At 41.8% G+C, this 22,128-nt stretch carries 26 protein-coding genes, 1 tRNA gene and 1 pseudogene; 26 read left to right on the top strand and 2 right to left on the bottom strand.

Annotated features, from left to right (window positions below):
- Positions 1-157: 157 nt before the first annotated feature.
- The 24 genes and pseudogenes from rbfA to HF881_RS09720 all read left to right on the top strand — a co-directional run bounded on the left by rbfA (position 158) and on the right by HF881_RS09720 (position 19,117).
- Complete coding sequence (rbfA, locus tag HF881_RS09600; protein ID WP_001273601.1) at positions 158-508, top strand: 30S ribosome-binding factor RbfA; 351 nt, start codon at positions 158-160, stop codon at positions 506-508.
- Between the two features lie 95 nt (positions 509-603).
- Complete coding sequence (locus HF881_RS09605) at positions 604-837, top strand: DUF1858 domain-containing protein (protein WP_000368739.1); 234 nt, start codon at positions 604-606, stop codon at positions 835-837.
- Complete coding sequence (locus HF881_RS09610) at positions 837-2,171, top strand: DUF438 domain-containing protein (protein WP_093585860.1); 1,335 nt, start codon at positions 837-839, stop codon at positions 2,169-2,171. The genes HF881_RS09605 and HF881_RS09610 overlap by 1 nt, the downstream gene beginning before the upstream one ends.
- 9 nt (positions 2,172-2,180) lie before the next feature.
- Complete coding sequence (locus HF881_RS09615; protein ID WP_000119707.1) at positions 2,181-2,435, top strand: DUF1912 family protein; 255 nt, start codon at positions 2,181-2,183, stop codon at positions 2,433-2,435.
- A 97-nt stretch (positions 2,436-2,532) separates the two neighbouring features.
- Positions 2,533-2,928, top strand: a complete 396-nt coding sequence (locus HF881_RS09620) for a helix-hairpin-helix domain-containing protein (RefSeq protein ID WP_093585858.1) — start codon at positions 2,533-2,535, stop codon at positions 2,926-2,928.
- A 282-nt stretch (positions 2,929-3,210) separates the two neighbouring features.
- Positions 3,211-3,765 (top strand): GNAT family protein, encoded by a 555-nt coding sequence (locus HF881_RS09625; RefSeq protein ID WP_093585856.1) that lies wholly within the window; start codon positions 3,211-3,213, stop codon positions 3,763-3,765.
- Positions 3,762-5,168, top strand: a complete 1,407-nt coding sequence (locus HF881_RS09630) for a hypothetical protein (protein WP_093585854.1) — start codon at positions 3,762-3,764, stop codon at positions 5,166-5,168. The genes HF881_RS09625 and HF881_RS09630 overlap by 4 nt, the downstream gene beginning before the upstream one ends.
- Positions 5,161-7,812 carry a valine--tRNA ligase gene (locus HF881_RS09635; RefSeq protein ID WP_169447302.1) on the top strand — a complete coding sequence of 884 codons (2,652 nt, stop codon included), beginning with the start codon at positions 5,161-5,163 and terminating at the stop codon, positions 7,810-7,812. Before HF881_RS09630 ends, HF881_RS09635 begins: the two co-directional genes overlap by 8 nt.
- A gap of 70 nt (positions 7,813-7,882) precedes the next feature.
- The gene (locus HF881_RS09640) at positions 7,883-8,638 is read left to right on the top strand and encodes a DUF3883 domain-containing protein (RefSeq protein ID WP_169447303.1); all 756 of its coding nucleotides are present in this window, start codon (positions 7,883-7,885) and stop codon (positions 8,636-8,638) included.
- Positions 8,639-8,657: 19 nt separating this feature from the next.
- Positions 8,658-8,819 (top strand): hypothetical protein, encoded by a 162-nt coding sequence (locus HF881_RS09645; RefSeq protein WP_206283207.1) that lies wholly within the window; start codon positions 8,658-8,660, stop codon positions 8,817-8,819.
- A 117-nt stretch (positions 8,820-8,936) separates the two neighbouring features.
- Positions 8,937-9,512, top strand: a complete 576-nt coding sequence (locus tag HF881_RS09650) for a TetR family transcriptional regulator (RefSeq protein ID WP_169447304.1) — start codon at positions 8,937-8,939, stop codon at positions 9,510-9,512.
- Positions 9,509-10,189: an ABC transporter ATP-binding protein gene (locus HF881_RS09655; RefSeq protein ID WP_125450134.1), complete on the top strand. Its 681-nt coding sequence runs from the start codon at positions 9,509-9,511 to the stop codon at positions 10,187-10,189. Before HF881_RS09650 ends, HF881_RS09655 begins: the two co-directional genes overlap by 4 nt.
- Positions 10,190-10,192: 3 nt before the next feature.
- A complete protein-coding gene (locus tag HF881_RS09660) occupies positions 10,193-11,338 on the top strand; it encodes an FtsX-like permease family protein (protein WP_169447305.1) in 1,146 nt (381 codons plus the stop codon).
- 364 nt (positions 11,339-11,702) lie between these two features.
- Positions 11,703-12,293: a DNA-directed RNA polymerase subunit delta gene (rpoE, locus tag HF881_RS09670; protein WP_000418414.1), complete on the top strand. Its 591-nt coding sequence runs from the start codon at positions 11,703-11,705 to the stop codon at positions 12,291-12,293.
- 137 nt (positions 12,294-12,430) lie between these two features.
- A complete protein-coding gene (locus tag HF881_RS09675; protein WP_169447306.1) occupies positions 12,431-13,138 on the top strand; it encodes a phenylalanine--tRNA ligase beta subunit-related protein in 708 nt (235 codons plus the stop codon).
- 65 nt (positions 13,139-13,203) lie between these two features.
- A pseudogene (locus HF881_RS09680) lies at positions 13,204-13,311 on the top strand (choline-binding protein A); the annotation flags it as partial.
- 93 nt (positions 13,312-13,404) lie between these two features.
- Positions 13,405-13,704, top strand: coding sequence for a DUF4651 domain-containing protein (locus tag HF881_RS09685; RefSeq protein ID WP_169447307.1), 300 nt, complete (start codon positions 13,405-13,407; stop codon positions 13,702-13,704).
- The gene (locus HF881_RS09690; RefSeq protein WP_169447308.1) at positions 13,701-14,018 is read left to right on the top strand and encodes a thioredoxin family protein; all 318 of its coding nucleotides are present in this window, start codon (positions 13,701-13,703) and stop codon (positions 14,016-14,018) included. The genes HF881_RS09685 and HF881_RS09690 overlap by 4 nt, the downstream gene beginning before the upstream one ends.
- Positions 14,019-14,033: 15 nt before the next feature.
- Positions 14,034-14,660 (top strand): YtpR family tRNA-binding protein, encoded by a 627-nt coding sequence (gene ytpR, locus HF881_RS09695; protein ID WP_169447309.1) that lies wholly within the window; start codon positions 14,034-14,036, stop codon positions 14,658-14,660.
- A gap of 41 nt (positions 14,661-14,701) precedes the next feature.
- A complete protein-coding gene (locus HF881_RS09700; RefSeq protein ID WP_169447310.1) occupies positions 14,702-15,463 on the top strand; it encodes an SDR family NAD(P)-dependent oxidoreductase in 762 nt (253 codons plus the stop codon).
- Positions 15,464-15,540: 77 nt separating this feature from the next.
- Positions 15,541-15,936 (top strand): single-stranded DNA-binding protein, encoded by a 396-nt coding sequence (locus HF881_RS09705; protein ID WP_169447311.1) that lies wholly within the window; start codon positions 15,541-15,543, stop codon positions 15,934-15,936.
- A gap of 353 nt (positions 15,937-16,289) precedes the next feature.
- Positions 16,290-16,574 carry a co-chaperone GroES gene (groES, locus tag HF881_RS09710; protein WP_169447312.1) on the top strand — a complete coding sequence of 95 codons (285 nt, stop codon included), beginning with the start codon at positions 16,290-16,292 and terminating at the stop codon, positions 16,572-16,574.
- Between the two features lie 15 nt (positions 16,575-16,589).
- On the top strand, positions 16,590-18,212 hold the full coding sequence (groL, locus tag HF881_RS09715) for a chaperonin GroEL (RefSeq protein ID WP_169447313.1): 1,623 nt from the start codon (positions 16,590-16,592) through the stop codon (positions 18,210-18,212).
- 137 nt (positions 18,213-18,349) lie between these two features.
- Complete coding sequence (locus HF881_RS09720) at positions 18,350-19,117, top strand: epoxyqueuosine reductase QueH (protein WP_169447314.1); 768 nt, start codon at positions 18,350-18,352, stop codon at positions 19,115-19,117.
- A gap of 69 nt (positions 19,118-19,186) precedes the next feature.
- Here the strand turns inward: HF881_RS09720 and HF881_RS09725 are convergent, their stop codons facing one another.
- Positions 19,187-19,720 carry a DUF402 domain-containing protein gene (locus tag HF881_RS09725; protein WP_000775318.1) on the bottom strand — a complete coding sequence of 178 codons (534 nt, stop codon included), beginning with the start codon at positions 19,718-19,720 and terminating at the stop codon, positions 19,187-19,189.
- 88 nt (positions 19,721-19,808) lie between these two features.
- On the bottom strand, positions 19,809-20,585 hold the full coding sequence (recX, locus tag HF881_RS09730) for a recombination regulator RecX (RefSeq protein ID WP_169447315.1): 777 nt from the start codon (positions 20,583-20,585) through the stop codon (positions 19,809-19,811).
- Positions 20,586-20,622: 37 nt separating this feature from the next.
- On the opposite strand from recX, the gene rlmD reads away from it, so the two are divergent.
- Positions 20,623-21,993 (top strand): 23S rRNA (uracil(1939)-C(5))-methyltransferase RlmD, encoded by a 1,371-nt coding sequence (gene rlmD, locus HF881_RS09735; RefSeq protein ID WP_169447316.1) that lies wholly within the window; start codon positions 20,623-20,625, stop codon positions 21,991-21,993.
- A gap of 58 nt (positions 21,994-22,051) precedes the next feature.
- Positions 22,052-22,123 (top strand) — tRNA-Glu (locus HF881_RS09740).
- Positions 22,124-22,128: the final 5 nt, after the last annotated feature.

Raw genomic sequence — 22,128 nt, forward strand, 5'->3', positions numbered from 1 at the left:
ATGGGACTGATAAATCAGTTCCATCACTTTCACCACGGCGAAAGAAGCGGATGAGTTCAAATTGAACTTCGTTTCAATTTGAATTGAAAATCAAAAAGTTTAAAAATAGCTAGGTCTGCTGGCCTAGCTTTTGGTTCAAAGTAGAGAAAGGAATATCATGGCAAATCATTTCCGTACGGATCGTGTGGGCATGGAAATCAAGCGTGAAGTCAATGAGATTTTGCAAAAGAAAGTCCGTGATCCACGTGTCCAAGGTGTGACCATTACAGATGTTCAGATGCTGGGTGACTTATCTGTTGCCAAGGTTTACTACACCATTTTGAGTAACCTTGCTTCGGATAATCAAAAAGCTCAAATCGGGCTTGAGAAAGCAACTGGTACCATCAAACGTGAACTTGGTCGCAATTTGAAATTGTACAAAATCCCAGATTTGACCTTCGTCAAAGACGAATCTATCGAATATGGAAACAAGATTGACGAGATGCTACGCAATCTGGATAAGAATTAAGAAAGAGGGGCAACCCTCTTTTTTGGTGTATGCTAATCGTCCTTATGGTATAATATAAGCAGTAAAATCATTTTAGAACATACATGGAGGTCGTCATGGACAATATCATCGATGTGTCAATTCCCGTTGCAGAAGTGGTGGATAAGCATCCAGAAGTCTTGGAAATCCTAGTGGAGCTTGGTTTTAAACCACTTGCTAATCCCTTGATGCGTAACACAGTCGGTCGCAAGGTATCGCTCAAACAGGGTTCTAAGCTCGAAGGAACTCCTATGGACAAGATTGTTCGCACACTGGAAGCGAATGGCTACGAAGTGATTGGATTAGACTAATGGCAGATGAACGGATTCATATCCTACGGGATATTTTGTTAGAATTGCACAATGGCGCCTCTCCTGAGTCAGTTCAGGAGCGCTTTGATGCGACCTTTACAGGTGTGTCAGCCATCGAGATTTCCCTCATGGAACACGAGCTGATGAACTCAGACTCAGGTGTTACCTTTGAAGATGTCATGGAGCTTTGTGATGTCCATGCTAATCTTTTTAAAAATGCTGTTAAGGGTGTCGAAGTAGAGGATACCGAGCATCCTGGCCACCCCGTTCGCGTCTTCAAGGATGAAAATCTGGCTCTCCGTGCTGCCTTGATTCGCATTCGGAGACTGTTAGATACCTATGAGTCTATGGAAGATGAGGAAATGCTGGCAGAGATGCGCAAGGGCTTGGTCCGTCAAATGGGGCTTTTGGGGCAATTTGACCTCCACTACCAGCGCAAGGAAGAGCTCTTTTTCCCCATCATGGAGCGCTATGGTCACGATTCACCCCCTAAGGTCATGTGGGGAGTGGATGACCAGATCAGGGAACTCTTTCAGACAGCTCTAGCGACGGCTAAGGCACTACCAGAAGTGTCGATTAGCAGTGTAAAAGAAGATTTTGAAGCTTTTGCGACAGAGTTTGAAAGTATGATTTTCAAGGAAGAGTCCATCCTTCTCATGATTCTCCTTGAGTCCTTTACTCAGGATGACTGGCTTCAGATTGCGGAGGAGAGCGATGTTTACGGTTATGCCATCATCCGTCCGTCTGAGAAATGGGTTCCAGAACGCCAGAGTTTCCTTGAGGAAAAGAGTGCAGAAGAGCCAGTACAACTAGACACGGCTGAAGGCCAAGTGCATCAAGTTATCGATACACCAGAAGGTCAGTTTACCATTACCTTTACCCCTAAGAAAAAGGAAGCAGTGCTGGACCGCCATAGTCAACAGGCTTTTGGCAATGGCTATCTCTCAGTCGAGCAGGCCAACCTCATCCTCAATCACCTCCCTATGGAGATTACCTTTGTCAATAAAGACGATATTTTTCAGTATTACAATGACAATGCGCCAGCTGATGAGATGATTTTCAAACGGACGCCGTCCCAAGTCGGGCGCAATGTAGAACTCTGCCATCCGCCCAAGTACTTAGACAAGGTGAAGGCCGTTATGAAAGGTCTTCGTGAAGGGGTCAAGGACAAGTATGAAATGTGGTTCAAGTCTGAGTCGCGAGGCAAGTTTGTCCACATCACCTACGCTGCAGTACACGATGAGAACGGGGAATTTCAAGGCGTGCTAGAGTACGTTCAGGATATCCAGCCCTACCGAGAGATTGATACGGACTACTTCCGTGGATTAGAATAAGGAGAAGCAATGAGCTACGAACAAGAATTTATGAAGGAATTTGAAGCCTGGGTTAATACCCAGATCATGATCAATGACATGGCGCACAAGGAAAGTCAAAAAGTCTACGAAGAAGACCAAGACGAACGTGCCAAAGATGCCATGATTCGCTACGAAAGTCGCTTGGATGCCTACCAGTTCTTGCTGGGTAAGTTTGAAAACTTCAAAGCAGGCAAGGGATTTCATGATCTGCCAGAGGGCTTGTTTGGCGAGCGAAATTATTAAAATAGTGATACTTTCTTGATTTTTTGCCGAAATCTTGATAGAATATCTTTATTAAATCCTTGTCAGAGCAGGGATTTTTTATTGAAAGGATTTTATCATGTCAAAGAAACTCCAACGTAAAAAACAATTGCGAAATAGCCTTCGTCGTTCAGGTGCATTTTCAACTACAGTGACCAAAGTTGTAGAAGAGACCAAAAAAGTCGTGAAACATGCGGAAAAGTCTGCCAGTCAAGCAGGAAAAGTTGTCTCTAAAAAAGTGGAACAAGCAGTAGAAGTGACCAAGGAACAAGCTCAAAAAGTAGCCAATTCAGTAGAAGATTTCGCAGCTACTTTGGGTGGCCTCTCAGTAGATCGTGCTAAGACTTTCTATGATGAAGGCATCAAGTCAGCTGCTGACTTCAAAAACTGGACTGAAAAAGAACTTCTTGCCTTAAAAGGAATCGGTCCAGCTACCATCAAGAAATTAAAAGAACACGGAATCAGTTTCAAGTAATCTTTCTTGAGCCTTGCATTTCCGTGAAAAACTTGTTACAATAGAGCTATTAGAGGTGTTTTGAATTCCACATTTTACAGAAAGTGGCGGCGCTGAGAAGTCCACAAATGTGTCAAAACTGGTTGCTGATGGATGAAAATGAAATAAAAGTGTCTTTGTATATCCTTCAAAGACAAGAGTTGCGGGCGTCTCTGCCCGAAATTGGGTGGTACCGCGGATAAACACATTCGTCCCTGTCATGTAGATGGCAGGGGCATTTTTTATGGGAAGCGAGGTAGGAAGATGGAGCAAGCACAATTACCAGAACGATTAGAAACCGATCGGCTCGTCTTACGAGTCCGTACAGTGGCTGATGCTGAGGATATCCATGCCTACGCTAGTCTGCCAGAAGTCGCCTATCCAGCAGCATTTCACCCTGTAAAAACCTTGGAAGATGAGATTTATTATCTGGAGCATATTCTGCCCGAGCGCATTGAAAAGGACAATCTCCCAGCTGGTTACGGCATAGTGGTTAAAGGGACCGATACTATCATCGGCTCTGTTGATTTTAATCATCGCCACGAAGACGATGTGCTGGAGATTGGCTATACCTTACACCCAGACTATTGGGGTCGGGGTTATGTTCCAGAAGCAGCGCGTGCCTTGATTGACCTAGGATTTAAAAATTTGGGTCTTCACAAGATTGAGTTGACTTGCTTTGGCTATAATGTCCAAAGTCAACGAGTCGCAGAGAAGCTTGGCTTCACCCTCGAAGCTCGCATCCGAGACAGAAAGGATGTTCAAGGAAACCGCTGTGACAGTCTGATATATGGCTTGCTGAGGAGTGAGTGGGAATGATTATCAAAAACTGTAATTTTAAATCTAATGTTAAGAAAATATTAAAATTTTTATATAATATACTGGCTTGGGGGCCTGCCATTATTGTAATATCATCTTTGGTATCAATATTTTTAATTCTACCTTTTACTTTGTTACCAGTTAAGGAAGTAAAAATATTCAATGAGAAAAGTTTGCCATTTTTTATTTTAGAGTTTATAGTACTCACTTTGATGAGTTACTATGGATATAGAATATACTCAAAAATTAAAAATAACAAGATAGCAGTATTCCTGTATTGTCTAGTTTTAATTCTTAGTATAGCGTTGGTATTTTGTTATAGGTACAGGTTCGTTATACTATTACAACCAGCACTTCCTCTAGTATATGCAATTATTTTTGAAGAGAAATTATTCAAAATTAGGGACTTTTTTAGTACTAGTAAAGTTATGCTTGCATCTTTAAATATATTTGACGTTTGCTATATATTTGCGCTTCAATGGGTTATACCTTTAGATATTTCACCAGAATGGTTGAGTTGGGGTATTGTATTATTTATTACAATTATCTGTCCTGCATTACGTACAGGCTTATTAAATTTTTATACTAAACAAAGTAAAAAACGGAAAAACCGAGATAAGACGTATTTTTCCTCCTACGTCGTTATGTATATTATATCATTTGTTCAATTGTTTTTATATTTAACAACGACATTGAATTATTTGAAGTTACAAGATAAATCAATTGTAGACTTAGCTCCCGTAAATATGATGTTTGCAACTCTATTTATATATTTTTGGTTTGTATTAAAAACACAACTTGATAAGGGAGGGTATGATAAAAAGAATGAACTGCTTAGATGGGTTTTTGGTGTTCTATATGTGTTACTTATTTTTTTCTATGATCGAATAGAAGGAGGATTCCTTATCATCCTAACATGGTTACTTCCTGTTTTGATCTCAACGATTATAGGCAAATTACATTATCAATTTGCAACAGATGATTCCTCGCAACTTCCGATTCCGACTTTGAAAATGAAAAAACATATTTACTGGTTACATTTGATAAGTTTTCTTACACTTTTTTGTTTAAATTTATTCTCTGCATTGTTCACGGTACAAAAGATAAAGCTAGATGAAATTATTCCGGTAAATACAGCTAAGTTCAGTATAATCAATTTAATCAATCCCAGTAACAAAGAACTTGCTTCGGTATGGATGTCTAGTATTATAACTTCGTTTATAATTGTATCCTTGTCTATTATTCTAGCAACGGCACTTAGTGTAGGGGTAGTTAAATTTCTAAAACTGAATTATTCAGATTCCGCTAAGGGATATTATGAGTATCGAAATAATGGGTTCAGCGCCCTAATAAATCGTAGATATAAAAGAAATATTCGTAAAAGGAGAAAAAATAATGTCTAAAGAACTTTCACCTAAATACAATCCAGCCGAGGTTGAGGCTGGTCGTTACCAAAAATGGCTTGATGCGGATGTTTTCAAGCCTTCAGGCGATCAAAAGGCTAAGCCTTATTCGATCGTGATTCCACCACCAAACGTAACTGGCAAACTCCACCTTGGTCACGCTTGGGACACGACTTTGCAGGATATTATCATCCGTCAAAAACGCATGCAAGGCTTTGATACGCTTTGGCTTCCGGGTATGGACCATGCGGGGATTGCGACTCAAGCTAAGGTTGAGGAGCGCTTGCGTGGTGAGGGCATTAGTCGTTATGACTTGGGTCGTGAGAAATTCCTCGAGAAAGTCTGGGAATGGAAAGACGAATATGCGACAACCATCAAGGAACAATGGGGCAAGATGGGGCTCTCTGTAGACTACTCTCGCGAGCGTTTCACTCTTGACGAAGGTTTGTCTAAAGCCGTTCGCAAGGTCTTTGTCGAACTTTACAAGAAAGGTTGGATCTACCGTGGTGAGTTTATCATCAACTGGGACCCAGCAGCTCGCACAGCCCTTTCTGATATCGAGGTGATTCACAAGGATGTCGAAGGTGCCTTCTACCACATGAACTACATGCTGGAAGATGGTTCACGCGCCCTTGAAGTTGCGACTACTCGTCCTGAAACTATGTTCGGAGACGTTGCCGTTGCGGTCAATCCAGAAGATCCACGCTACAAGGACTTGATCGGCCAAAATGTAGTCCTTCCAATCGCTAACAAACTCATTCCAATCGTTGCCGACGAGCATGCAGATCCTGAGTTTGGTACGGGTGTTGTGAAAATCACGCCTGCCCACGATCCAAACGACTTCTTGGTTGGTCAACGTCATAACTTGCCACACGTCAACGTCATGAACGACGACGGAACCATGAATGACTTGGCCTTTGAATTTGCAGGCATGGACCGTTTTGAAGCCCGTAAAGCAGTCGTTGCCAAGTTGGAAGAAATCGGTGCCCTCGTTAAAATCGAAAAACGTGTCCACAGTGTTGGTCACTCAGAGCGTACAGGTGTTGTGGTTGAACCACGCTTGTCTACTCAGTGGTTCGTCAAGATGGACCAATTGGCGAAAAATGCTATTGCCAACCAAGACACAGAGGACAAGGTAGAATTCTACCCACCTCGTTTCAACGATACTTTCCTCCAATGGATGGAAAATGTCCATGACTGGGTAATCTCTCGTCAGCTCTGGTGGGGGCACCAAATCCCTGCTTGGTACAATGCTGAGGGCGAAATGTACGTCGGTGAGGAAGCTCCAGAAGGTGACGGATGGACTCAGGACGAAGACGTCTTGGATACTTGGTTCAGTTCTGCTCTTTGGCCGTTCTCAACCATGGGCTGGCCTGATGTCGACTCAGCAGACTTCAAACGTTACTTCCCAACTTCAACCCTGGTAACAGGTTACGACATTATCTTCTTCTGGGTGTCTCGTATGATTTTCCAATCCTTGGAATTCACTGGTCGTCAGCCATTCCAAAACGTTCTGATTCACGGTCTCATTCGTGACGAGCAAGGTCGTAAGATGTCTAAATCTCTCGGTAACGGAATTGACCCAATGGATGTTATCGAGAAATACGGTGCGGATGCCCTTCGTTGGTTCCTTTCAAACGGTTCTGCACCAGGGCAAGACGTGCGTTTCTCTTACGAGAAAATGGATGCTTCTTGGAACTTTATTAACAAAATATGGAACATCTCTCGCTACATCCTCATGAACAATGAAGGTTTGACCCTTGACCAAGCAACTGCCAATGTCGAAAAAGTTGCCAACCAGGAAGCTGGAAACGTTACAGACCGCTGGATTCTCCACAACCTCAATGAAACCATCGGCAAAGTTACTGAAAACTTTGATAAGTTTGAGTTTGGTGTCGCTGGACACATCCTCTACAATTTCATCTGGGACGAGTTTGCGGACTGGTATGTTGAGTTGACCAAGGAAGTCCTTTATAGCGATAACGAAGAAGAGAAAGTCATCACACGTTCGGTTCTCCTTTACACTTTGGACAAGATTCTTCGTCTCCTCCACCCAATCATGCCATTTGTGACAGAGGAAATCTTTGGACAAATCTCAGAAGGCTCTATCGTTACAGCGGCTTACCCAACTGTCACCCCAGCCTTTGAAGACCTTGCTGCTCACACTGGTGTGGAAAGCCTCAAAGACTTGATCCGTGCCGTTCGTAATGCGCGTGCGGAAGTAAACGTAGCACCAAGCAAGCCAATCACAATCCTTGTTAAGACAAGCGATAGCGACTTGGAAGCCTTCTTTAACAGCAATGTCAACTACATCAAACGCTTCACAAATCCAGAGCACTTGGAAATCGCTTCAAACATTCCTGCACCTGAACTGGCTATGTCAAGTGTCATCACTGGAGCAGAAATTTACCTGCCACTCGCAGACCTCCTCAATGTCGAAGAAGAACTGGCTCGTCTCGACAAGGAACTAGCTAAATGGCAAAAAGAACTGGATATGGTCGGCAAAAAGCTCTCTAACGAACGCTTCGTAGCCAATGCCAAACCAGAAGTCGTCCAAAAAGAACGCGACAAACAAGCCGACTACCAAGCGAAATATGATGCGACCATCGCACGTATTGATGAGATGAGGAAGTTGGTGAAATAAACATAGAAACACGGTGATGAGCCGTGTTTTTTTGGTATAATGAAATCAATATCTATTGATGGAGAAAGTTATGTCTAAACACCCTCATTATGAATTGCTAAATTTAATTGGCTATGGTCTTGCCAAGTTTGATAAGCTATTTATAAAAGAGTTTCAATTCTCTAGTAAATCCGATTTTTATCGTTATATAGTTTCTTTAGGCATCGCAGAAACAACCGGTGTAGTCAAAAATAGAATGGATTTATTTGACCCCTATTTTGAGAACAATCGGAAAGGTTGGTGGCAAAAAGCCGAAGTTTACCGTTTTCGTAAAGATTTAATTGATATGATGTTTGGGAATGAAGATGTTCACAATTTTGCAGAAATCGTTAAAATGCTACTTGCAAGCGAAGGGAAGAAAACAGGTATAGCAGTCATTGAAAAGCCAATAGTTCGAACTAAATTCAAACGTCTACAAGAAACTGGAATGAAAGCAGAAAATTACTTTATACTCCATTTTGATAAAGAAGAAAAATTTCAAGGTGGACAATTAACCGATGCCCGCCTTTATGGTGATGGTTATGATTTCCAAGTAGATGTTCAAGAACATTATTACCTTGCCGAAGTTAAAGGTATTCGAAAATCTAAAGGGCGTATTCGTTTGACTGCTAGAGAATTTGAGAAAGCAAAAGAGTTTCAATCAGATTTTATTTTATCCTTGGTTACCAACCTGGATGATATTCCAAAGTTAGTATTAATCGATAATCCATTGAATCATTTTGAATTTAAAAAGAGTATCATAAAGAATGAAGTTATAGAATACAGAAGTCTTGAAGATTTATATTAGTTCCCCTTAACTTTTCCAGTTGAAGGAACGAGAAGTTTTGACAGGACAACGACTCAACAAACTAGAAATCAATGGTATTGGCTTGACCAAGTTTAAAAATGGGGAAATCGGGATTGAATTCATCTGGCTTGATAACGAAAATCCACCTAGCGATGCTATCGGCTGGGTAGCAAAGAAATAAAAAGTTCGCTGTTTTTTGTTTTGTGTTTTACAGTTTTTTCTTGACAAGTCTTTCTTTTTTATGGTATCCTTTTATGCAACAAGTGTTGCGTAACAAATGTTGCGCGAAAGGAGTCTTATGCCACCAAAGGTTAAATTTAGTAAAGAGACTATCATTGGGACAGCTTTACAATTGGTGAGAGAAGAGGGCATGGCTAGTTTGACGGCTCGAGCATTAGCAGAGCAACTGGGAGCCACACCGAGAGTGATTTTTGGGCAATTTGCCAATATGGCCGAGTTACAAGCAGAGGTTATTGTTGCTGCAGAGATGGTCGTAGTGGAGTATATACGAAAGGCTTTAGAAGATGAGAAGCCTTTTCAATCTGTCGGGGTTGCTTATATCCTTTTCGCCTCAAAAGAGCCCCAACTTTTTCAATTGCTTTTCCAAAATCCTAGCAAAGATCCGATTCGTCGCTTTCAAGATTTTCTTCCCATGAAGGATCATAGTTACCAATTGGTTCTGGAATCGATTGTAGCAGACTATCCATTGACGTTAGAGGAGGCTAGTCGCCTGTACCAGCATTTATTTATCTACTCACACGGCATGGCCTCTATGGTTGCTTCTGGTATTTATCAATTCAGCATGGAAGAAGTGATTGGATTACTGACAGAGGTTTGTCAATCTCTCATCAAAGAAATGGTAGGAAAGAAATGATTCAACTAGAAAATGTGCACAAAAGTTACGGCCAAACCAAGGTTTTAAAAGGGATTGATTTGCAGATTCAAGACCAGGATGATGTGGTTATCCTCGGTCCTTCTGGATCAGGCAAGTCAACTCTCTTAAACGTTCTGTCAGGTTTAGAAAAGGTAGACGAGGGACATATCCTCATTCAAGGACAGGATTTGGCTCAACTCACAGATACTCAATTGACAGCCTTTAGACGTGAGAAGATTGCCTTTATTTTTCAGCAGTATTATTTATTGCCTAATCTAACAGTCAGACAGAATGTAAAGATGGGGGCAGACCTGGCAAACAATCATGATTTTTTGCAGATTATCGAGGATTTGGGACTTGGCGATAAGCTGGACAAGTATCCGAGTGAATTGTCTGGCGGCGAACAGCAGAGGGTATCTATTGCTCGTGCCTTAGCCAAAAAGCCAGAGATTCTTTTCTTAGATGAGCCGACGGGGGCCCTGGATGAAGAAACAGGGCGCAAGATTCTCGACTATATCTGGAAGTTGAAGGAAAAGCTAGGCTTTACCCTAATCATGGTGACACACAACCAAAATATTGCGGATATGGCCAGAACCATCATTCGCGTCAATAGTGGCAAAATTACTGAAGTTGTGACCAATGATCAGCCACAGACTGCTTATGAGATTGGATGGTAAGCCATGTTTTCAGTAAAAGATATTCGAAAATTAGTTGTCGTCAGTATCATTGGAGCCTGTGCGGTTTTTGTGGCCAATCTCTTCTTGAATTTTTATCTTGATATCGAGCAGTTGGAAATTTCTAAAACCAATCCGATGATTATGGTCTATTATGATGCCCAGGTTTCACTTTCCTGGATGGTGGCCATGGTCAGTGGGGTTGTCTTGTCCTTGACGTCGATCCTTCTCATGTGCTTTTATATCAAACAATTTGTCGATGACCACAAGGAACAATTAGGAATTTTAAAGGCTTTGGGCTATAGCAATGGCCAGTTGGCTAAACGATTTTGGGCATTTGGGCTCAGTTTTGGTGTCGGAGCGCTTCTTGGCTATTTCGCTTCTTTTCTTATGATGGGGCATTTTTATGACTTCCGGAATGAAAAGGGGATCCTACCAGAAATCACCATTCATTTTCATTGGCAGCTCTTGCTTGCTTTTGTGGTCCTTCCAACGGCATTTTTTATGCTTATCGCGGTTGGTTATGCTAGAAGACAACTACAAACGCCGGCTCTTCGCTTATTGAAAAAGTCCCCAACACCAATCAAGGTCAAAAGGAGAAAGAGGGCTCCTAAGAAAGAGAAAGACTTCCTAAAAGAGCTGTCTTCGTCACTAATTTGGGGGAGAAAATCTATCCTGTTTTTTGTAGTCTTTGGCTCTATGTGTTTTGCGGCCATGGTTCAATTGTCCTTTGGTCTAAGGAACTACACAGATGACATCATCCAAACCATGATGATCATGATTGGCTTGATCCTTTCTTTCTCTATTCTCTTTTTGTCATTGGGGATTGTCATCTCAGAAAGTCGCGAAACCCTGGCTCTTATGAAGGCTTTTGGCTATACAGATCGTGAATGCCAAGGTCATATCCTATCTCCCTATCGTTTCTGGGCCTATCTAGGATTTGTTCTTGGGACGGCTTATCAGTACGCTATCATGGAAATCTTGATTGGTGTGATCAAAGATACGGTTCCTGAAAAGATTGAGCATCACTTTGATGGGAATGTTTGCTTCTGGACTTTGATCGGTTTTGCTGTGGTTTATGAAAGCCTCTTTTATCTATCCAACAGAAAACTCCAAAAGCAAACCATCAAAGAAGTACTCTTAGCTGAATAAATAGAGAAGGTTGGATTCTCCAGCCTTTTTCTTATGAAACTCATTAACAAGAGAAGGATTTTTCACTATTCTAGGGAAAATGAAATAAAGGAAAGAAAACGAAGTTACTGGCAGGACCTGAAATGATCTTTTTACTTGATTTGACGCAACAAATAATCCTTTATCTCTGTAGGAATCCTCTTGCAGTTTGTGGTTGGTATTGGAGTTGCAGCCTTGAGTTATAAATAAATCAATATACCTGTGGTCATGTTACATAGGTCTTTCAATTAGCTGAAATATTTCACCTTTATTTTTTCTTAACCTTTGACTATTCCGCAAAATTATCGTACAATAAAGAGTAAATGATAAAATGAGGAGAAACGCTTTGGAATTAGAAGTATTTGCTGGGCAAGAAAAAAGTGAACTATCTATGATTGAGGTGGCGCGTGCTATCTTGGAACTTCGTGGTCGCGATCATGAGATGCATTTTAGCGATCTTGTAAACGAAATTCAAAACTACCTTGGAACATCAAACAGCGATATCCGCGAAGCCTTGCCTTTGTTCTACACAGAGTTGAACTTTGATGGTAGCTTCATCTCTCTTGGGGACAACAAATGGGGTCTTCGTTCATGGTATGGTGTGGACGAAATCGACGAAGAAATCATCGCTCTTGAAGAAAGTGACGACGATGAAGTAGCACCAAAAGCTAAGAAAAAACGTGTCAATGCCTTCATGGATGGTGATTCAGATGCCATTGACTACAATGCAGATGATCCAGAAGACGAAGATGCATACGAAGCAGACCCAGCTCTTTCATATGATGATGAAAATCCAGATGATGAGAAAAATGAAGTGGAAGCTTACGATGCAGAGATCAACGAAATTGCTCCTGATGACTTGGGTGAAGACGTGGATCTCAACGAAGAAGACGACGAGTTTTCAGATGATGACGCTGAAACGAGCGACGAAGTATAAGAAGCCTCACAGAGGAGATCAGTTTGATCTTCTCTTTTTATTTGTCGGGAGAGAGTTGATGATTTTCTTGAAATCAGGGACTAGAAGGTGTAAAATAAGGGTAGGATGGTGTACATTTTTCAAAGGAGGGCCTGCCTATGGAGTTTTGTTTAGATAAAAGTTTGTATGACTTGGGGATCAAGAATGTCGTGATTGGTATTGCTAAAAACGTCGATCCTCATGCTGATTTGCCTCTTGCTTTTCTGAAAAAGAAAGAGGAGAGGGAGAAATGGGCGCTAGAGTGTGATGTAAAAGAAGTTCAAGAGTCTCCTGTTGTCCAAGGTTATAGGCAGTTGCTCCAGCGAGTCGGGCGTAGCGTCAAGAAAAATCCACCGACAGTAGTCGCCCTCATTCGCAATATCCAGCATCGTGGCTCTCTCCCTCACATCAATAGTATCATCGATATCTACAATGTAGAGGCGCTTTCTTCTTTGCTGGCGATTGGTGGGCATGATTTGGATAAGATTGGAGGGCAGATAGAGTTTTCTGTTAGCAAAAGGGAGGACATTTTCCTACCTATCTTGTCAACGGAGAAGCACGTTGCGCAGACGGACTATGTCTATCGGGATGAAAATGGAGTTTTAGCTTGGCTGGATGTCCGCGATAGTGAACATTACAAATTTGATGAAGATACAAAAAATGCTATTTTCATCATTCAAGGAAATGAAAACACTTCTGTCGAGATGCGTTTAGAAGCGTTAGAAGAAATTGAAAAGGATTTGGCTGCTTGCATGCCTAATTTGCAGTTTGAAAAGAAAGTCATTTCACTTGAAGGAAACCGCACGGTGGTTCAGGACATTTACTGAGTTTTATAGTACCCACTTTATGGTATGTAAACAAAGGAGGAAAGTGCCATGAAGTCCAATGCTTGGATCAAGTCCAAGGCAAGTGGTACTACTTAGACTCATCTGGTAAAATGCTTCGTAACACCTACACACCTGATGGCGATTATGTGGGCAGTTCAGGTGCTTGGCAATAAGAATTAGATGTCCTCTTTCCTCATTGAGGAAAGGGGATTTTCCTCGCCTATATACTGCTTCCCTATTTGTCCTAAAACCCTTTTTGTGTTACAATGAAAGGTATGAAAGCTAAGAAATTATGGATGACTGGCTTGACTGTGGCTGGTCTAAGTGCCCTCGCTTTGGGTGCCAAAAAAGCAGCAGATAATCACAAACTCATGAAGACGCAAGAGGAGTTAACCGCTATTGTGCGGGATCTTTTTTCAGATATGGGAGAGATTGCGACACTCTATATTCAAGTCTACGAAAGTAGTCTAGAGCGACTCGTCGGAGGAGTCATTTTCGAGGATGGTCGTCACTATACCTTTGTCTATGAAAATGAAGATCTAGTCTATGAGGAGGAGGTCTTATGATTACTCCCGATAGTATAGAAGAACTCGCAGGTTTTGTCGAGCAGGATGGCAAGAAAGTCTTTCTTTTTGTGGCGGACTGGTGTGGCGATTGTCGTTATATCTATCCTGCCTTGCTAGAGATTGAGGAGACCAATCCAGAATTCACCTTTATTCGGGTGGACCGAGACCAGTACATGGATCTGGCTAAACTCTGGGATATTTACGGGATTCCTAGCCTCGTTGTTCTAGAAAAGGACAAGGAAATCGGTCGTTTTGTCAATCGCGACCGTAAAAGCAAGGAACAAATTAACGACTTTTTAGCAGGACTGAAATAGGAGAAAAAGGAAACAATGATTTTTACATATAACAAAGAGCATGTTGGAGATGTCCTTATGGTCATCGTGAAAAACAGCGGAGATGCCAAGTTGGACGTGGAGCGCAAAGGCAAAGTAGCCCGTGTTTTCCTCAAAGAAAATGGAGAAACAGTGGCGTGGAATATTTTCGAAGTTTCAAGTTTGTTTGAAATTGCCGAGCGCGGTCAAGTCTTTTTATCAGATGAGCAAGTAGCACGTTTAAACCAAGAGTTGCAGGCGGAAGGTTTTGAGGAAGAAATTGTCAATGACAAGGAACCTAAGTTTGTTGTCGGTGAAATTGTCGAGATGGTAGCTCATCCAGATAGTGACCACCTCAACATCTGCCAAGTTGCAGTCGCAAGTAACAAGACAGTGCAAATTGTTGCAGGGGCTCCCAATGCGCGTGTCGGGTTGAAAACCATTGTAGCTCTTCCAGGAGCTATGATGCCAAAAGGCAATCTTATTTTCCCAGGCGAGCTTCGTGGTGAAAAGAGTTTTGGCATGATGTGTAGTCCTCGTGAATTGCATCTGCCAAATGCTCCGCAAAAACGTGGTATTATTGAATTATCAGAAGACCAAGTTGTTGGAACTCCATTTGATCCAGCTAAACACTGGACTGCCTAAGAAGTTGTTAATATCTGATAGACCAGATAGAAGGAAATAAGATGGCAAAAAATGTAGTGATTACAGGAGCGACCTCAGGAATCGGTGAAGCGATTGCGCGAGCTTATCTGGAGCAGGGTGAGAATGTCGTTCTAACTGGACGACGGATAGACAGACTAGAAACCCTCAAGTCGGGGTTTGCAGATACTTTCCCAAATCAAACAGTTTGGACTTTTCCGCTGGATGTGACAGATATGACCATGGTAAAGACTGTCTGCTCCAATATTCTAGAAACGATAGGTCAGATTGATATCTTGGTCAATAACGCCGGACTTGCTCTTGGCTTGGCTCCCTATCAGGACTATGAAGATCTAGATATGCTGACCATGTTGGATACCAATGTCAAGGGGTTAATGGCAGTTACTCGCTGTTTCTTGCCAGCAATGGTAAAAGCCAATCAAGGCCATATCATCAATATGGGGTCAACCGCAGGAATTTACGCCTACGCTGGTGCAGCGGTCTATTCAGCCACCAAGGCAGCTGTCAAGACTTTTTCAGATGGACTGCGAATCGATACCATTGCAACGGATATCAAGGTGACTACCATTCAGCCAGGGATTGTCAAAACAGATTTTTCTACAGTACGTTTTCATGGTAACAAAGAGCGGGCTGCGACAGTCTATCAGGGGATCGAGGCCTTGCAGGCACAAGACATCGCAGATACGGTTGTTTATGTGACCAGTCAGCCCCGTCGTGTGCAGATTACAGATATGACCATTATGGCCAATCAACAGGCGACTGGATTTATGGTTCATAAAAAGTAAAAAATTTCCTCGAAAAGTTACAAATTTCTGTAACTTTTTTTGATTCCCTACGAATAGATAAGTAGGAGGAAGAAAATATGTATAATAAAGTTATCATGATCGGGCGCTTGACGTCTACACCAGAATTGCACAAAACCAACAATGACAAGTCAGTAGCGCGAGCAACTATCGCTGTGAACCGCCGTTACAAAGACCAAAATGGGGAACGTGAAGCTGACTTTGTCAATCTCGTTCTTTGGGGAAAATTGGCTGAAACCTTGGCAAGCTACGCAACCAAAGGTAGTCTTATTTCTGTTGATGGGGAGTTGCGTACCCGTCGCTACGAGAAAAATGGTCAGATGAACTATGTGACCGAAGTTCTCGCCACAGGATTCCAACTTTTAGAAAGCCGTGCCCAACGTGCCATGCGTGAAAATAACGCGGGTCAAGACTTGGCAGACTTGGTTTTGGAAGAGGAGGAATTGCCATTTTAATACTCTTCGAAAATCTCTTCAAACCACGTCAGCTTCACCTTGCCGTATGTATAGGTAACTGACTTCGTCAGTCTTATCTACAACCTCAAAACCATGTTTTGAGCTGACTTCGTCAGTTCTATCCACAACCTCAAAGCAGTGCTTTGAGCAACCTGCGGCTAGCTTCCTAGTTTGCTCTTTGATTTTCATTGAGTATAAACATTGAAAAGTCTGAGTTGGTCTCAGACTTTTTATCTTGCCAAAGTCAGACTTTTTTCTTGACTATTTCTGACCAAGTGATACAATAGAACTATGGTTTAGCACTCAGGTACAAAGAGTGCTAATGGTATCTATTTCATTATGGAGGAAAGCAAATGTTGAAACCATTGGGAGACCGTGTGGTCTTGAAAATCGAAGAAAAAGAACAAACCGTCGGAGGCTTTGTCCTTGCAGGCTCAGCCCAAGAAAAAACAAAAACTGCCCAAGTTATAGCTACTGGACAGGGTGTTCGTACCTTGAATGGCGACTTGGTCGCTCCAAGTGTTAAAGCTGGAGACCGTGTCTTAGTTGAAGCCCATGCAGGTCTTGATGTCAAAGATGGCGATGAAAAGTATGTTATCGTTGGCGAAGCTAACATCTTGGCTATTATTGAAGAATAGAAGGAGAAAGTAAGTATGTCAAAAGAAATTAAATTTTCATCTGATGCTCGTTCAGCTATGGTCCGTGGTGTCGATATCCTTGCAGACACTGTTAAAGTAACCTTGGGACCAAAAGGTCGTAATGTTGTTCTTGAAAAATCATTCGGTTCACCCTTAATTACCAATGACGGGGTGACCATTGCCAAAGAAATCGAGTTGGAAGACCATTTTGAAAATATGGGTGCCAAATTGGTATCAGAAGTCGCTTCAAAAACCAATGATATCGCAGGTGACGGAACGACAACAGCAACTGTTTTGACCCAAGCTATCGTCCGTGAAGGAATCAAAAACGTCACAGCAGGTGCCAACCCAATCGGTATCCGACGGGGGATTGAAGCAGCGGTTGCCGCAGCTGTAGAAGCCTTGAAAAACAATGCCATCCCTGTTGCCAATAAAGAAGCCATTGCTCAGGTTGCTGCTGTATCTTCTCGTTCTGAAAAAGTCGGCGAATACATCTCTGAAGCCATGGAAAAAGTTGGCAAAGATGGAGTCATCACCATTGAAGAGTCACGTGGTATGGAGACTGAGCTTGAAGTGGTTGAAGGAATGCAGTTCGACCGCGGTTACCTTTCACAGTACATGGTGACAGATAGCGAAAAGATGGTGGCTGACCTTGAAAATCCATACATTTTGATTACAGATAAGAAGATTTCCAATATCCAAGAAATCTTGCCACTTCTAGAAAGCATTCTCCAAAGCAATCGTCCACTCTTGATTATTGCAGATGATGTGGATGGCGAAGCTCTTCCAACTCTTGTCTTGAACAAGATTCGTGGAACCTTCAATGTCGTAGCTGTCAAAGCTCCTGGTTTTGGTGACCGTCGTAAAGCCATGCTCGAGGATATCGCTATTTTGACAGGTGGAACAGTTATCACAGAAGATCTTGGCCTTGAGTTGAAAGATGCGACGATTGAGGCGCTTGGTCAAGCAGCGAGAGTGACTGTGGACAAAGACAGCACGGTTATCGTAGAAGGTGCTGGCAATCCTGAAGCAATTTCTCACCGTGTCGCAGTTATTAAGTCTCAAATCGAAACCACAACTTCTGAATTTGACCGTGAAAAACTCCAAGAACGCTTGGCTAAATTATCAGGTGGTGTCGCTGTTATCAAGGTCGGAGCTGCAACTGAGACTGAGTTGAAAGAAATGAAACTCCGCATCGAAGATGCCCTCAACGCTACTCGTGCAGCCGTTGAAGAAGGAATCGTTGCAGGTGGTGGAACAGCTCTTGTAAATGTCATTCCGGCAGTGGCTGGTTTGGAATTGACAGGAGACGAAGCAACAGGACGAAATATTGTTCTCCGTGCCTTGGAAGAACCTGTTCGTCAAATTGCCCACAATGCAGGATTCGAAGGGTCTATCGTCATCGATCGTTTGAAGAATGCTGAGCTTGGTACAGGCTTCAACGCAGCAACTGGTGAGTGGGTTAATATGATTGAAGAAGGAATCATCGACCCAGTTAAGGTTAGTCGTTCTGCCCTTCAAAATGCAGCATCTGTAGCCAGCTTGATTTTGACAACAGAAGCAGTCGTAGCCAATAAACCAGAACCAGTAGCCCCAGCTCCAGCAATGGATCCAAGCATGATGGGCGGTATGATGTAAGCTTTCGATACGAAGCAATTCATAAGAGACACAAAAGGAGGGAATACGAATCCCTCTTTTTATTACCTTTTAAAAAAAATAGATTTGAGCTGGTTGGTGATATGTGGTAAAATAACTAATAGTAAAAGGAGAAGAACATGATCGATGTAGAAGAAATTCTGAGCAAGATGAATCCCAATCAGAAGATTAATTATGACCGTGTTATGCAGAAAATGGTTCAGGTTTGGGAGAAAAATGAGCAACGCCCCACTATTCTCATGCATGTTTGCTGTGCTCCTTGTAGTACCTACACACTAGAGTACCTGACCAAATACGCTGATGTGACTATCTATTTTGCCAATTCCAATATCCATCCCAAGGCAGAATACCACAAGCGGGCTTACATCACCAAGAAATTTGTTAGTGATTTCAATGAGCGAACAGGAAATACGGTCCAGTATTTAGAAGCCCCATATGAACCAAATGAATACCGGAAGTTAGTTAGAGGACTAGAAGAAGAACCCGAAGGTGGTGACCGTTGCAAGGTTTGTTTTGACTACCGTCTGGACAAAACAGCGCAAGTGGCTATGGACTTGGGCTTTGACTACTTTGGTTCAGCTTTGACCATCAGTCCCCATAAGAATTCTCAAACCATCAACAGCATCGGAATTGATGTGCAAAAGATTTATACAACCCACTATCTCCCAAGTGATTTTAAGAAAAATCAAGGCTACAAGCGTTCGGTGGAGATGTGTGAAGAGTATGATATTTATCGTCAATGTTATTGTGGATGCGTCTATGCAGCTCAAGCTCAGAATATAGACCTGGTTCAGGTTAAGAAGGATGCCACGGCTTTCTTGTTGGATAAGGATGTTGAAAAAGACTATTCCCACATCAAGTTTACTGTGACTAAATTAGATATATAGAAATCAACCCAGCTGAAAAGCTGGGTTTTTCAAATAAAAAACCAGGGTTCTCACCCCAGTTTGACAACTTTACCGATTCTTTAGTTCTATGTAGCGTTTGTACCAAATGTTGACATAGGCCTCTGAGAAAGGACCGCGTCCATTGTTAATCCAATCAACAAGGATTTTAACATGCTCTTTCAAAATATAGTCTAAATCATCAGAATACTTCATCTTGCGTTTATGACGCTCATACTCTTCAACGTCCAAGAGACGCTTTTCACCATCAGTGAAAACCTTGACATCCAAATCATAATCAATGTATTTCAGGGCTTCCTCATCTAGATAGTAGGGGCTGGCCATATTGCAATAGTAGGAAATCCCATTATCACGAATCATGGCAATGATATTAAACCAATATTTTTTGTGAAAGTAAACAATAGCCGGTTCTCGAGTCACCCAACGACGACCGTCACTTTCGGTAACAAGTGTGTGGTCGTTGACGCCGATAATGGCGTTCTCTGTTGTTTTTAGTACCATGGTGTCCCGCCAAGTGCGGTGGAGACTCCCATCATGCTTATAACTTTGAATTGTAATAAAGTCGCCTTCTTTTGGAAGTTTCATAACTAACCAACTTTCTACAATTTATAAGTTTATCGTTTACTATTATATCATAAATCGGTCTAATTTTTTTGAATTTTACACGAAAATGTTAAAGATATTCTCTGAGAGCGCTTGCTATATCCGAAAAATCATAGCCTTTTCTAGCTAATACTTGAGTTAAACGTTGCTTTAGTTCGTAACCTTCATATTTGCGAGCGTATTTAGTATATTGTTTGTCTAGCTCTTTGAAAATGAGTTCTTGAGTCGTTTCTTGATCAACTTGACTATCCAAACTGTCAAAGGCATTTTTAGCATCAGAATAGGAGAAGCCTTTGTTCGTCAAGTTTTGGATAATCTTATCCTGCAAGGCACGAGCGGGAAATTTTCCATTGTATTTTTTAAGCAGTTTTTCTGCAACACGTTGAGCAACCTCTGAAAAATTAAAATCCTTTAAAACCTCTTCAATAGTTGATTTGGCAATCCCTTTTTGAGACAGTTTTTGAGCTAGCACATAAGGCCCCTTATCTCCAGAAAGTTGATTGGCATTGATGATAGAGTAGGCATACTGACGATCATTAATCCAGTTATCTTCTTTAAGGTTAGCGATAACTTGACTAGTGATTTTTTCATTAAGATCATACTTTCTCAGATACTCACGAACTTCCTTTTCGGTTCGAGCTTTAAACGATAGATGGTAGAGGGCGAGGTTCTTACCATAAGAAAACTGAGCAAAGTCCTGAATCTCGGTAAGTTCCTCTTTACTAATGACCTTATCTCGAGATAGCATAAAACGGACAATGGTATCTTCCGTGATATAAGAGGTATGCTGGTGATCTAGTTCCATCAAGTAGAGGCGTTTTTTCTTTTCAAGTTTTGTGATTTTCATAGTTCTATTATACCCTAAAATGTGATAAGATAGGGGTATGAATCTGAAAGTCAAACAAAAAATACCTTTAAAAATCAAGCGGATGGGTATCAATGGTGAGGGAATCGGTTTCTACCAGAAAACCCTCGTTTTTGTGCCAGGAGCCCTCAAAGGAGAAGATATCTATTGTCAGATTACTTCTATTAAACGTAACTTTGTTGAAGCCAAATTACTAAAGGTCAATAAGAAGTCTAAATTTCGAGTCGTACCTGCTTGTACGATTTATAATGAATGTGGTGGTTGCCAAATTATGCACCTTCACTATGATAAACAGTTAGAGTTCAAAACGGACTTGCTCCACCAAGCCCTGAAAAAATTTGCTCCTGCAGGATATGAAAACTATGAAATCCGTCCAACTATCGGAATGCAGGAACCAAAGTACTACCGTGCTAAGCTACAATTCCAGACTCGGAAATTTAAAAATCAGGTCAAGGCAGGTTTGTATGCGCAGAATTCTCATTACCTTGTCGAGTTGAAAGACTGCTTGGTTCAAGATAAGGAAACCCAAGTGATTGCGAATCACCTAGCTGAGCTTCTCACTTACCATCAAATCCCTATCACCGATGAGAGAAAAACGCTAGGTGTTCGTACCATCATGGTACGTCGAGCAAGAAAAACTGGACAAGTCCAGATTATCGTCGTCACAAATCGCCAGCTTAATTTAAATCAACTAGTTAAAGACCTAGTCAAGGATTTTCCAGAAGTCGTTACGGTTGCAGTTAATACAAATACAGCAAAAACAAGTGAAATCTATGGTGAGAAGACGGAAATTATCTGGGGCCAAGAGAGTATTCAAGAAGGAGTACTCGACTATGAGTTTTCTCTCTCGCCCCGTGCCTTCTATCAGCTCAATCCGGAGCAGACTGAGATTCTCTATAGTGAAGCAGTTAAAGCTCTAGATGTTAGCAAAGAAGATCATCTGATTGATGCCTATTGCGGTGTCGGGACGATCGGATTTGCCTTCGCGAAGAAGGTCAAGAGTCTCAGAGGGATGGATATTATTCCAGAAGCCATTGAAGATGCTAGGCAAAATGCTCAAAAAATGGGATTTGACAATACTCATTACGAAGCGGGGACAGCTGAAGAGATTATTCCCCGCTGGTATCAAGAGGGTTACCGAGCGAATGCACTGATAGTAGACCCTCCTCGTACGGGCTTAGATGATAAGTTGTTGGATACCATTCTGACTTATGTTCCAGAAAAAATGGTCTATGTATCCTGCAATGTTTCGACCTTGGCGCGAGATTTAGTTAAACTGGTAAAAGTCTATGATCTCCAGTATATCCAGTCAGTTGATATGTTTCCCCACACCGCACGAACAGAAGCAGTCGTGAAGTTGGTCAAGAAAAGAAAAAGTCAAATTCATTAAAAAAAGATCTTGACAAAGAGGAAAAAGTAGGTATAATAGAAAGAGTTAAAAAACTCAGGGTCCGTTGGTCAAGGGGTTAAGACACCGCCTTTTCACGGCGGTAACACGGGTTCGAATCCCGTACGGACTATTGGT

Source organism: Streptococcus sp. WB01_FAA12 (assembly GCF_012843315.1).
Classification (GTDB): Bacteria; Bacillota; Bacilli; order Lactobacillales; family Streptococcaceae; genus Streptococcus.